Annotated in this window: 7 protein-coding genes; 3 read left to right on the top strand and 4 right to left on the bottom strand. The window is 38.7% G+C overall.

Going from position 1 to position 13,320, the window contains the following annotated elements:
* The first annotated feature begins 53 nt into the window (after positions 1 to 53).
* The gene (locus tag RDN93_RS00430) at positions 54 to 1,049 is read left to right on the top strand and encodes a FecR domain-containing protein (protein ID WP_308743816.1); all 996 of its coding nucleotides are present in this window, start codon (positions 54 to 56) and stop codon (positions 1,047 to 1,049) included.
* A 196-nt stretch (positions 1,050 to 1,245) separates the two neighbouring features.
* Here the strand turns inward: RDN93_RS00430 and RDN93_RS00425 are convergent, their stop codons facing one another.
* From RDN93_RS00425 to RDN93_RS00410, 4 genes are read right to left on the bottom strand one after another with little or no spacing between them, the layout of a single operon-like run.
* Entirely contained in the window at positions 1,246 to 2,433 is a 1,188-nt protein-coding gene (locus RDN93_RS00425; protein ID WP_308743815.1) for a BT_3987 domain-containing protein, read from the bottom strand.
* 21 nt (positions 2,434 to 2,454) lie between these two features.
* Positions 2,455 to 3,585, bottom strand: coding sequence for a glycoside hydrolase family 18 (locus tag RDN93_RS00420; RefSeq protein WP_308743814.1), 1,131 nt, complete (start codon positions 3,583 to 3,585; stop codon positions 2,455 to 2,457).
* 46 nt (positions 3,586 to 3,631) lie between these two features.
* Positions 3,632 to 5,269 carry a SusD/RagB family nutrient-binding outer membrane lipoprotein gene (locus RDN93_RS00415; protein WP_308743813.1) on the bottom strand — a complete coding sequence of 546 codons (1,638 nt, stop codon included), beginning with the start codon at positions 5,267 to 5,269 and terminating at the stop codon, positions 3,632 to 3,634.
* A gap of 18 nt (positions 5,270 to 5,287) precedes the next feature.
* Positions 5,288 to 8,590, bottom strand: a complete 3,303-nt coding sequence (locus RDN93_RS00410) for a SusC/RagA family TonB-linked outer membrane protein (RefSeq protein ID WP_308743812.1) — start codon at positions 8,588 to 8,590, stop codon at positions 5,288 to 5,290.
* A 375-nt stretch (positions 8,591 to 8,965) separates the two neighbouring features.
* On the opposite strand from RDN93_RS00410, the gene RDN93_RS00405 reads away from it, so the two are divergent.
* Both RDN93_RS00405 and RDN93_RS00400 read left to right on the top strand, forming a co-directional pair.
* Complete coding sequence (locus tag RDN93_RS00405; RefSeq protein ID WP_308743811.1) at positions 8,966 to 10,201, top strand: site-specific integrase; 1,236 nt, start codon at positions 8,966 to 8,968, stop codon at positions 10,199 to 10,201.
* A gap of 281 nt (positions 10,202 to 10,482) precedes the next feature.
* Positions 10,483 to 13,320 carry a SusC/RagA family TonB-linked outer membrane protein gene (locus tag RDN93_RS00400; protein ID WP_374047351.1) on the top strand — a complete coding sequence of 946 codons (2,838 nt, stop codon included), beginning with the start codon at positions 10,483 to 10,485 and terminating at the stop codon, positions 13,318 to 13,320.

Here is a 13,320-nt window from a genome sequence, read left to right as displayed (position 1 = left end):
ACTGTATTACTACAAAGGTATTGTATTTTTTTATTGTAAAAGATTGAATAGACATGGATGAAATATTCTTGTTGAGTTATCTACGGGGTGAATGTAATGACGAGGAAGCCGAAAGGGTGGAAGCTTGGTGTAAGGAGGCACCGGAAAACCGGAAAGTTCTGGAACAGCTTTATTATACTCTTTTTGTAGGTGATCGGGTAGCGATGATGAATGCTGTAGATACAGAGGCATCATTAGATAAATTCAAGTTGGCTGTTCGGGAGAAAGAAAAGAAGGCCAGGCGGAGGGATATATCACTCCGTTGGGGACGTTATAGTACTGTGGCCGCTGCTTTTCTTGCCGGACTTGTTTTTGCAGGCGGAGTTACCTGGGGACTGTTATCCAATAAACTTTCGGACTATGAGGTGCTGACTGTTGCGGGACAAAGAGCGCAGACTGTACTTCCGGATGGTAGTAAGGTATGGCTGAATGCGTCCTCTAAATTGGTTTATCATAATTCTTTCTGGAGTTCAGACCGTCAGGTCGACTTGTCCGGCGAAGCTTATTTTGAGGTGGCTCATGATAAGCATGCTCCGTTTATAGTAAACAGTAAGCAAATCAAGACATACGTGTTGGGTACTAAATTTAATGTGCGTGCACGCGAAGAAGAGAATAGGGTAGTGACTACCTTGCTTCAAGGATTGGTGCGGGTGGATTCTCCACGAACAGAAGAAAATGGTTATTTGCTGAAACCGGGACAGACATTGAACGTGAATACAGATACTTATCAGGCTGAACTGATTGAGTATAATCAGCCTACGGATGTTCTTTTGTGGATTAACGGCAAACTGATGTTCAAGCAACATTCTTTATTGGAGATTACCAATGTGATGGAAAAGTTGTATGATATTAAATTTGTTTATGAAGATGATACTTTGAAGGCGGAACGATTTACTGGTGAGTTCTCAACTGATAGCACTCCGGATGAGATTCTTAATGTTTTGATGCATACTAATCATTTTGATTATAAGAAAAACGGACGTGTGATCCGGTTGATAAAGAAGAGATAAAATAGAGATATTTATAGAGGAAAAGAATGTTTGAGATAGAAGGCATGCCGGTTAGCTGGTATGCCTTTGTTTTGTATATGTGACTAATAAGAGGTATATGGCTTCCTGAAAAAAAGATAAGCACATCGTTCTTTCTGTTATTGATTGAACGATGTGCTTTAAGATTCTAGTTTTCTATCTTGGTCTTATTATTCTATTATTCGGCAGGGAATACGAACATTTTGCCATCATTATCATCGAATTTTCCACTTGTTGGAAAAGGAAGATCTAGCTTACTCTTGTCTCCATTATAGTAAGTAGCCCAGTTCCATACCTTGTTTTCATCATTGGTGATTGCACCTGTCTCATGATCACGTTTTTGTCCATTGCAAGGATAGTAAAGCAGCAATCCTTTTTCGTCCGGATTTACCATCTTCCAAGTGTATGCCTTGATTTGCTGTGCTGTGCGGGCGATATCCCAGAAGCGGACTTCACGAACATATTCATTACTACCGCCTATCCAGAAGCCGGTGAGACCATATTCTCCATCTCTGATCTCGCTTTCCGCCACCAAATCTCCATTCATATATACTAAAGTGGCTTTGCCGTCATAAACAAATGCAAGCATATACCATTCGTTGGGTTGGGCTGCAAATTTATTCTTCGGTATGTCGATTTGTGCACCGCCCGTTTTTATTTGTAACTGGTTATTGTCAATCGTCACGTCTCCAAAACGAGTGAAAATCTCATCAAGCGGACTTGAGTTAGGGGCATTCTTTGTTCCACCGATAGATCTGTTAGGAGCGTTGTATGCGGAACGTCTGACCATTACTTCCATAGTCCACTGCTTGACTTTAAAGTCTTGCGGGAACATCTGGTCGCTTTCACTTCCATAGTTATTCATAAGAAGTGCTTTGGTACGTGTACGTTTTTCCAGAATAATCAGTGCCTCTTCTTCACCCGGAATAGGAGCGATGCTTCCCTTGGATAAACGGATAGGCAATGCATAATCTCCTTTCATAGAGAATTTTAAATCCTTCAATGAAACCGGAATGGACTGCATGGCTAAATTAGGTTTAAAAGTCATGGCAGCCGGCATTTCGTACATTTCAGGTGGTAACATCAGATAGGATGTGTTATTCTTTCTGTTATATTCGTCGAGCTGTGCTTGATCACCGGCGATTAAAGGTATGTCGTATGATTTATCTTCTTTCACCGTTAAGCCGACTTTTACGTCCTTGATGAAATATTCCTTTCCCTCTTCCACGAAAATCTGGATGGGGCCTTTAGCGGCAATATATGCACCTTGGTCGCTTCCGTAGTCCTTTTGGGGATCTGTATACAATTCGTTCTGGCAGCCTGCTAGAAGCAACGTACCGAACAGAGTCATAACTATTTTTTTCATTGTTCTTTCTATTTAAAAGGTTTATTCAAATTTACCCGGATATACCTGGTTCCCATAATAAAGGGCGGTTCTAAGCCACTTGTATGAGGGTTCGTTGGCAAAGTCGTATTCCATATGGTAAGTACCTATGCCGCCGATTCGTTTACCGCTAGGTAAGTCCATAGTTGCATAATCAAAGATTTGAGCACCTTTTTTCCCTTTAAATTCCTCTATTGTTGGGGTATACGTTTGATTAGCGCTCCACTTTGTTGACTTATTATCAGGATGAATGCCACCACATCTCCAACATTGCTCAAATTCCACAGTGATAATGGTTTTACGCTCCCAATCATCTAGATATGGATTGTTGATTTTTGAAATAACAGCGCTCTTACTACGCTCCCAATAGGCCTGATAAATATACTGGTCTATCATTTTAGAGGTTTCAGTAGATAAAAGGTCTGGTTCACCATCCATTACCAGCATTCTTCCTGCAGGACGTAAGCGAGCACTCATTGTTTCAATAAAGGCTTGCATCTTTTTATTACCGCTAGGGCTGATTTCCTGACTAGTTGCTATTGTTCCCGAATGCCCATATCCTGGTTCATAGTCAATATCAAACCCGTCTATGTTATATTTCTCAATGGTGTCGCAGATAGCATTTGCATATGCAATACTTCCTTTTACTTCATCTCCGCCGCCTAGTTCATCTACCCAATATTGATACATATCTTTTCCTATCGGAGTAATGCCGGAGCCGATATCCTGTACAATCCAGCAAAGTAGTGCTTTTCCGCCTTTCACATCTTGAAAGAATTTCAAATCAGCTTTTTGCTCTGCCGAAAGGCTGCCTCTTATTCCCCACAACGAAACGAAGTCTACGCTGTCGGGTAACATTTTTAGATAGTTTTGAGCATTTGAACCCTTACCGGTCCAGTTGCCATACCATCCGAATCCTTTCACATGAGGAGTTTTACGATATTCTCTGAGTTGTCGGTAATATTCACGCTGTGAAGGCATCAAATCTTCTTCACTTTGAGCATCAATAAAGGGTATATAACGTGTTATCTCCTCTTGCTCTGGGAACATCTCACGTTCCGTTTCTGTCCAGTCGGAACATGCTGCAAAGCCCAGAGCCGCGATACCAATGTATAAATAATTACGTAATTTCATAATATAAATTATTGTTTATTGATTATTAAAACAATTGATTGCTTATTTAATTCTGGACTGGTCTGTCAGGACGTACCCACCAAAGCTTAGTGCCACCCTTATCCGGACCGTTCAACAAAGTAGAGATGGATGACATATTAGGGTTACCATCATATTCCTTTGTGGAGAAGCTGAAGCGTTCGGGAGTTCTGGCTTTTGCATCTGCACCGATCTTATTTGGCAAATTGTCGTCGAAGAGATCTGCCAGATAAGGAAAACCTGTTCTGCGATACTCTGTCCAAGCTTCTACTCCATTGGGATAAAGAGCCAGATATTTTTGTGTGATAATTTGCTGTAGTTTGCCTTCTTCAGAAGCTGTATCATCCCACTTAGGAGAAACATTTCCAGTGGTGATGTCAAAACTGTAGGAATAATAACCGGCATAGTGATAATTGCTCGTTGTCAGTATCGCTGGTTTTACATTACTCTTGTTTAAATAGTTAGTGGCAACGGCATCTGTAATACCCCATTCGTCCATAGACATTTTTACACCTGCTTCGTACAAGCTTTTCACATCTCCTGTTGTTAATTCGTACAATACAGCTTCTGCTTTTAAGAAGTATGTTTCTGAAGCTCTGAACCAATATAATGGATCTGCATTCTCTACTTTCGGACAAGACGCGAACTCTGCACTATTCTCTTTTGTTCCTTGTCCCTGGGTGTTACCCGGAGCAATGCAATAGTATCCATCTGTTTTGTTATATGTACCCTGTGTATAGTACATTTCCAGACGCGGGTCGCTATAACCTGTCAGATAAGACCATGCCGTGGCACCCATACGGTTTTCTTTGTAATCAATTGTTGCGATTAACGAATTAAGCAATGGATATTTGCTTGTGTTACCGATTTTAGCTTCATCGGCTTTGCTTTCAATTACGCCCCCGTTCTTTGGATTCAACGCTTTTTCAATATATTCTATTGATAAGTCCTTGTTGACAAAGTGAACGCGAACTGCCATTCTTAACATTAATGAATTGGCTAGTTTTGTCCATTTTGCGGGATCTCCATCGTAAATTAAATCGTATTTCGGCATGATCTTAGAAGTCGCCTTGTTCAGGATATCTGCACAAGTCTCCAAATCTTTTAGCATAGCTTTATATACATCCTCTTGTTTATCCAATGCCGGAGCGATGTCGCCATTGCCTGCGTTGGAGTAAACGATAGGACCGAAGCAGTCAGTAGCTCTTAACCAGCCGACAGCCTTTACGACATTGAATATAGCCATAATTTCTTGTTTCTCGGGCTCTTCGCTAGTTCCAATCTTTTGAAATATTTGCACCCAAGGCTGATATACTTTCATATAAAGCTGTTCGTATGCATAGTTCATTCGATTATCGGCAAAGTCCCAAGTAGCCTCTGTGCCAAACTTCCAGTTATTATTCATTCCAAAATAACCGATGTAATTTCCGGAAGACATGATATCCGTTACTGCAAGGTCGTTACCCGGTCCGGTAGTCTTACTCGGCGAACCGATAGGAATAACACGCTGCTGCATATCCATTAGTTGGGTACCATAGATCAATCCGCCTGCTTCCAGATCTTCGTCCGTCACACCGGTGGTACTTTTATTTATATCCATGTAATCTTCACAAGAGGTTAATAAACTTAGCGAGAAGATTAATAATAAGTATTTCTTAATTTTCATAATTTCAATTATCAATAATTAGAATCCAAATTTCAAACTAAACCCGTAAGTGCGGCTACTAGGCAACATAAAGTAGTCATAACCTTGACCGAATGTACCTGTTGAAGCTGTTAATTCAGGATCATAAGGAGCTTTATTGTAGATCATCCATAAATTAGTTCCATATACTGAAACGTTTACGTTCTTCACGACATTGCCAAACCATTTGTTGGGTAGGGTATAGCCGATGCTGGCTTCTTGTAGACGAATGTTCGTGGCAGAGTACACATAATATGAATCCAAATCGTAGATGGTTCCATAATAATCTTCCGGTTGCATCTTAATGTTACCCAACATTACGTAACCTGCATCGCGGGCATCAGCGGATGCTTTTGATACGCCAAAGCGGTCCAGTGTAGCTTGGGTTTTAGAAATAACGTTGCCACCGATTCTTGCGGTAAACATGACATTGGCATTAATTCCTTTGTAACTGAAACCATGTCTCCAACCCAGATTCCATTTTGGATTGACTGAACCGATCTTAAACGGTGTGGTATTTTCTGTGGCTATTGTTTGTCCGGGATTGTAGGGAATGTATCCTTCTTCGTTTTTCTCTACTCGACGATCAGCATACAAAGCACCTACCTCGCCACCTTCACGAAGACGGAAACGACCTAGTTTGATATCACTTAAATCCATCAATTCGCCACTGACAGGATTCTTCACATTGGAAGCCAGTTTCTTAATCTTATTTTTATTGGAAGTAGCGGTGAAAGTCGTATTGTAGTTAAAGTCACCGAATGTCTGGTCGTAACCTAATGTCAATTCGATACCTCTATTCTGTACGTTACCGGCTTGAACATACATATATTTATATCCGCTGGTTCCCGGCATATCGGCTTTCAATAACTGGTTGTAGGTGTTAGATTGGTATATTGTCACTCCTAAAGTAATGGTGTTGTTGAACCATCTGGAGTCGACACCTAGTTCGTATGAACGGGTACGTTCTGCTTTCAGGTCATTCAAAGGATAATATTCGAAAGGAGCTACAGTCCCATCTTCAAATTTATGGGTGATAGTTCCCGGTGTTAAGCCTGTGAATGGAATCGGAGAACCTACTTCGGTATAAGAACCTCTGATTTTGAGATAGCCTAATACAGGTTGGATACTTTCACGAAGGCTGTTTGGCAAAAGCTCGGTAACGATAGCAGACAGACCTACCGACGGATAGAAAATCCACTCTTCTTTGCTATTCACCAATTGTGACGGTTTATCCGCACGACCGGTCAATGTCAGATATAAGGCTGAGTTCCATGACAATTCTGCAGAAGCGAAAGCTGCGAAGTTTTGTGTGCGTGAATCACCACCGGTTTCGAAAACATTGGCTACGGATGAGTTTACATTTCCATAGGTAAACTTATTGGGTACCAGTAATAAGTCACCGCCATATCCATGACCTTTTGTATCGTATTCTTCGAAAGATACACCGGCATTTACTGTAGCATGATAAATTTGGGCAAATTGCTTGTCGAAGTTTACCATAATATCGGCGTATTTTTGTTTGTAGAACTCATTTGAGTACTTATAGCGACCATTTTCTCCGGCAAAAGTGCTGATAGTGGATGCGTAGCGTTTGTCTTCCGATTCGGAGTATGTGTTGTCCATGCGGAGACGACCGGCAACGTTCAGATAGTCTGTGATGTCATATTTCAGACTTCCATATAACATATAACGGTCTTTTGCTTCAGGGCGCAGGTTACGATAGGCAATCCAATACGGGTTTTGTACATCCATACCCATACCACCCGGTTGCCAGTTCTGTGCATTATATCCCAGTTCGTTATTGTAACGTTCGAAATACTTTTCACTTTCAAAGTTCATTCCTCGCGGATATAGATAAGCTCCTACGATAGGGTTGAAATATGTACCGAAAGATACCATATTGTTGTAGAATTCGCGAATATAGCTGGCAGATACATCTAAAGTCAATTTGTCATTCAGGAACTTGGCTGTATTGCGGAATGTTACGTTATAACGATGGTATTTGTTATTCTCAACCATACCTGTAGAGTTAACAGCAGAAGCAGAAATGTATGTCTGGTTCTTCGCTGTTCCCATTGAAAGGTTGAATGAATTATTAAATGTAGCTCCTGTATTGAAGAAATCTCTGGGTTCCCATGAAGACGGATGTTCCATTTTATTTCCCCAAGAGAAGTAATCGCCCGAAACATTCCCGTAGGTATTCTGGAATTCCGGCATTACAAACGGATTGGCGAACTCGACAGAAGAGGATACATTCAAACGCATTGTACCTTCCGCACCTTTCTTAGTGTTGATAAGGATAACGCCATTAGCAGCATTGGCACCATACAACGCAGCAGCCGACGGTCCTGTCAATACTGATAAGCTTTCTATATCGTCAGGATTGAAGTTGGCGATACCTTCTCCGGAAGTTGCTCCACCGAACCCAGTACCATCTCCGGAACGATCGGCTTTATTTCCGATAGGAACACCATCTACTACATATAATACATTGTTCTGACCTGCGATGGATTTGTTACCACGCATCACAACACGAGTACCACCACCTACACCGGATGCACTACGCTGAATGTTTACACCGGCAACTTTACCATTCAAACTGTTCATAAAGTTGGCATCTTTAACTGTAGTCAGCTCATCACCTTTTACTTGTTGCACATTATAGCTTAATGCTTTCTCTGAACGCTTGATACCCAATGCAGTAACAACTACTTCATCCAATGCTTGGGTGTCTTCTCCCATTACAATTTTCAAGGGTTGCGCGTTGGCTAGCGTGATTGCTTGGGAGGCATAACCGATATAGGATACTTCAAGTACATCACCTTTTGCAGCTTGTATTTTGAAATTTCCATCCATATCAGTAATAGTACCATTTGAAGTTCCCTTCACTAAAACACTAACTCCGATCAACGGTTCACCTTTTGCATCTGTTATAGTACCGCTAGCGGCAATCGGTGTTTTTTTCTGTTGGTCTACTTTATCATTTTTAGCAGAAAGTACAATATGGTTATCAACTATTGAAAAACTGGTATTAATACCTTTGAATAATTGATTCATTACATTATTCAAAGACTCTTTTGATACTTTAATAGATATAATGCGATTAATATCGACATCATTTGTGTTATATACTACTGACATTGAAGTTTGCTTCTCAATTTCTTTCAATGCAGTGTTTAAGGGTACTTTTGATAGATTAAGAGTGATCGTCCGTTCTTGCCCATAAACTGAAGCAAAACACGAAAACAACAAAAGGAAGAATAACAAGTATGGAAACTTGTGTTTTATAATTTCTTTCATCTTATTCTTATTAATTAGAAATAGTTTTTAGGTAAAAATCAATAAGCGATAAAGTATTATCGCTTCTTACACGAAGGTTTCATGTATCTCTGTCTCTCATACTCACTAAATTTAAAGGTTACACTTAAAACATTTTTTCAATAAGCGCTTATTCAATAGTAGTACATTTTATATTGTAACCTTACTAAACGAAGATAAGACTTTTTTTTAAAAAAATGAGAAATTCAAATAACTAATAAAAGAATGACACATAAATATTTGATAAATAGAAAATTATGCATTCATTATAATCGAACTGATTTATTACCTTTGCATACATTTTGCATACAATTTCTATATACTTAAATTAATGTATAAGATATAAACATTCATTTTATGTTCAAATATTCAAGAGATGGAGTTTCTGTGTTAACCATATTAGATGCTAGAAGAGCCAAAAAGAGTGGGTTGTTTCCTGTTAAGGTTCAAGTAGTGTTCAGGAGAAAACAAAAATATTACTCGACCGGAAAGGAACTTTCAAAAGAAGAATGGGAAAGATTACTTAAAGCAAAAAGCAGGCTATTAACCGAAATACGAGCAGATATTGAATGTAGTTTTTCCACAGTTAAACAACAAGTTAACGAACTGATTCAGAAAGGGGAATTTAGCATAGAAGCTTTGAATATAAGGCTAGGAAGACAGATGAAAGATATAAATTTGCATAGTGCTTTTAATCTAAAAATGAAAGAGTTAAAAGATAATGAGCAAGCAAGTACTTACTTAAACTATCAAAGTGCCTTAAAAAGTTTAGAGAATTTTGGCGGAACATACATTCCGTTGGAAAGGGTAACAGTTGATTGGCTCAAGCGCTGCGAGCGTTATTGGCTTTTGGAAGGCAAGAGTTATTCAAGTATTAGTATTTATTTTCGAGCTTTGAAATGTATATTAAACCGTACAGTACGCGATGGACTTTTAAAAGAATCATCCTTTCCTTTCGGGAAAGACAGATATGAGATTCCTGAAGGATGCGGACGCAAATTAGCACTTACCCTTCCGGAAATAAAGAAAATCATGTCTTATCAAGATGGAGCAAAAGATATAGAAGAGTTCCGTGACTTATGGGTATTTTCTTATTTATGTAATGGAATTAATTTTATGGATTTACTATTCCTTCGGTATTCAAATATTGTAGATGGAGAAATATGTTTTGTGCGTTCTAAAACATCTAGGACAGCAAAACATACTAAAGAGATACATGCTACCATAACTCCAGAAATGTGGAATATCATTCATAAATGGGGTAATTCACAGTTGAGCCCGCAGACATATATTTTTAAATATGCCAAAGGTAACGAAAATGCATTTGAAAGAATCAGGTTGGTACGACGTATTGTTACTAAATGTAATCGAAGACTCAGGAAAATAGCTGAAAATATAGGTATTGCTCAACTGACAACTTATACAGCACGTCATTCATTTGCCACTGTGTTAAAACGTGCCGGTGCTAAAACATCTTATATCTCTGAAAGCTTGGGACATTCTAATTTAGCTGTTACAGAAAACTATTTAGCTTACTTCGAGAAGGAAGAAAGAATTAGAAATGCTCAATTATTGACCAACTTCAATCTATAAGCTAAGATAATGCATGCAAATTGTATGTACAACTCTTATTTTTCCATGTAAATCAACAAAACAATTTGTGAAGAAAACAAGAGTGATAGATATCTTTCATTATATTTATTATTAGTTACAAAAGGAGTAGGTCAGATATCTACTTGATTAATCTCATGTCAAGTATTATCAATAAGGTCACAAAAACATAAGCAAAAAGATTTTTTTGATATATAATGGACTTTAGAGTATAAAATAAGTTAGTATGAATTGGAACGGATAGAATCATATTTATTTAGAATATATATTCTGATAAGGTGCATTTCTCCCAAGCAATCACGCTAGCTAATGCGCAACCCTTGAAAATTGTAATGGGTGAAGATACAAAGGTATTGGATGAAGTCGTTGTTACAGCTCTTGGCATCAAACGATCACAAAAAGCATTGAGTTACAATGTGCAAGAAGTGAAGGGGGATGAATTGACTACAGTTAAGGATGCTAACTTTATGAATTCACTTGCTGGGAAAGTAGCTGGCGTGAATATCAATGCTTCCTCTTCTGGTATTGGTGGAGCAACACGCGTCGTAATGCGGGGTACAAAATCGATTTCAGCTAATAATAATGCATTATATGTAATTGATGGAGTACCTATATTCAATACAAATAACGGAGAGACAAATGGTCAATATTCTACTCAACCAAAGGGAGAAGGTATTTCCGACATCAATCCGGAAGATATTGAAAGTATGTCTGTATTAAGCGGACCGGCAGCGGCAGCTTTATATGGTTCTAATGCAGCACAAGGCGTTATTTTGATTACCACCAAAAAAGGAAAAGAAGGAAAAGCAAGAGTTACCATCTCTAATAACTCCACTTTTTCCCGACCATTTATAATGCCCGAATTCCAGAATAGCTATATAAATAAGGCAGGTTCTTTCCAAACTTGGGGTGAGAAAGGTATTTCACCATTTGGAGAATATGATCCAAAAGACTTTTTTAATACCGGAACAAATATCCAAAATACCATTTCATTGTCAGTAGGAAATAAAAATAATCAAACCTACTTTTCTGCCGGAACTACTAATTCTCAAGGCATCATTCCTAACAGTAAATATGACCGCTATAACTTTACAGTTAGAAATACAACTTCTTTTCTGAATGATAAAATGACATTGGATGTAGGTTTCAGTTACATAATACAAGAGGACCGCAATTTGATTGCCCAAGGTGAATATTTCAATCCGCTACCTGCAGTTTATCTCTTTCCGAGAGGAGAAAATTTCGATACCGTGCGTATGTATCAGGAATATGATAACACCAGGAAAATAAATGTTCAAAACTGGGCATGGGGAGATCCGGGATATAGTATGCAGAATAATCCATATTGGGTAGTCAACAACATGAACCATGGGACAAAAAAACAACGCTATATGGCTAATGCCAGCTTGAAGTATCAAATATTAGATTGGTTAGATATTATTGCCCGTGTGCGAATTGATAATGCTAATAGTGACTTCACAGATAAACGTAATGCATCCACAGATTCGAAATTTACTGCTAGTTCTATTTATGGTTTCTACAAATATTCGAAAACAGATGATCGTCAAGCATATGCAGATGCTATATTGAATATCAATAAACGATTTGGTGATTTTTCAATCGCAGCCAATATCGGTGGTAGTTTTACGCAGACCTACAATAATGAAAGGGGATTCCAAGGCCCTCTGAAAGATATGTCAAATGTATTCTCTTTGTATAATATGGATACAACATTGGGTAATGACACTTATCCGATAGAGAATGGATGGAAACAACGTACAAATTCGGTCTTTGTAAGTGCGGAATTTGGATGGAAAAGTATGCTTTATCTTACTGCAACCGGACGAAATGATTGGGATTCAGCTTTAAGAAATACTGAACAATTATCATTCTTCTATCCTTCTATCGGACTTTCTGGCGTTATTTCTGAAATGATTAAGTTGCCAAAGTTTGTATCATATCTGAAAATTCGTGGTTCTTTTGCATCTGTCGGTTCAGCTATCCCACGCAACTTGACTTCTACCTGGAAATACGAAAAAGATCCGGCTACCAGTAAATGGGTAACTACTACTTACCGCCCTCTTCCCAAACTTTATCCTGAACAGACGAACTCGTGGGAGGCTGGCCTAAGCGCAAAGTTATTTAATAATTCATTAAGCTTGGAAGTCACTTGGTATAAATCAAATACAAAGAAGCAGACTTTAAAAATTCCATTGTCAGCTAGTGCCGGATATGCCTATATGTATGCACAATCAGGTAATGTACAGAACACCGGTATGGAATTCTCTTTAGGATACAATAAGAAATGGGGTGATTTTGGATGGAATTCAAACGTGACTTTTAGTTTCAACAATAATAAGATTGTTGAATTGCTGGAAAACTATGTAGATGAAGATGGAACTCATTACTCTCTGTCGGAAAGCGACCAGGGAGGAATAGGACCTATTAAGTATCTTTTGAGAAAAGGTGGAACAATGGGTGATATATATACTACTAATCGTTTGAAAAGAGATGCAGAGGGCAATATACTCGTAGATGCAGTTACACATAATGTAAAGAAAGAGGATATAAAATCCTCTAGTGATTACGTGAAGTTAGGTTCTGTATTACCTAAAAGTAATCTTGGATTTCGTAATGATTTTAGTTATAAGGGATTCAATATAGGTTTTATGCTTGCTGCTCGCTTTGGTGGGGTTGTTATATCACCAACTCAAGCTGTGATGGATGCTTTTGGCGTATCGAAGGAATCAGCAACGGCACGTGACAATGGAGGTATCGGTGTCAATTATGGGAAAGTAGATGTACAAACGTATTATACAGAAACCGGAGGTATTAGTGGTCTGCTATCCAATTATGTATATAGCGCGACAAATGTACGTCTGCAAGAAGCGAGTGTGGGATACTCATTCCCCACTAAATGGTTCAACAATAAGTTAAATCTGAGTTTGTCTGTTGTAGGGCATAATTTGTGGATGATCTATAACAAGGCTCTGTTCGATCCGGAGTTGACCGCTTCTACTGGAACTTATTTCCAAGGAGTAGACTACTTCATGCAACCTAGCCAACGCAACATTGGCTTCAATGTAAAAATACAATTCTAA

The organism is uncultured Bacteroides sp. (assembly GCF_902491285.1).
Taxonomy (GTDB): Bacteria; Bacteroidota; Bacteroidia; order Bacteroidales; family Bacteroidaceae; genus Bacteroides.
The sequence above is the reverse complement of the archived record's forward strand: the minus strand, read 5'-3'. Positions and strand labels throughout refer to the sequence as shown.

Excerpts from the sequence above, each read along its gene's own strand:
- RDN93_RS00415 (WP_308743813.1), bottom strand. The coding sequence starts at position 5,269 with ATGAAAATTAAGAAATACTTATTATTAATCTTCTCGCTAAGTTTATTA.
- RDN93_RS00405 (WP_308743811.1), top strand. The coding sequence starts at position 8,966 with ATGTTCAAATATTCAAGAGATGGAGTTTCTGTGTTAACCATATTAGAT.
- RDN93_RS00410 (WP_308743812.1), bottom strand. The coding sequence starts at position 8,590 with ATGAAAGAAATTATAAAACACAAGTTTCCATACTTGTTATTCTTCCTT.
- RDN93_RS00420 (WP_308743814.1), bottom strand. The coding sequence starts at position 3,585 with ATGAAATTACGTAATTATTTATACATTGGTATCGCGGCTCTGGGCTTT.
- RDN93_RS00430 (WP_308743816.1), top strand. The coding sequence starts at position 54 with ATGGATGAAATATTCTTGTTGAGTTATCTACGGGGTGAATGTAATGAC.
- RDN93_RS00425 (WP_308743815.1), bottom strand. The coding sequence starts at position 2,433 with ATGAAAAAAATAGTTATGACTCTGTTCGGTACGTTGCTTCTAGCAGGC.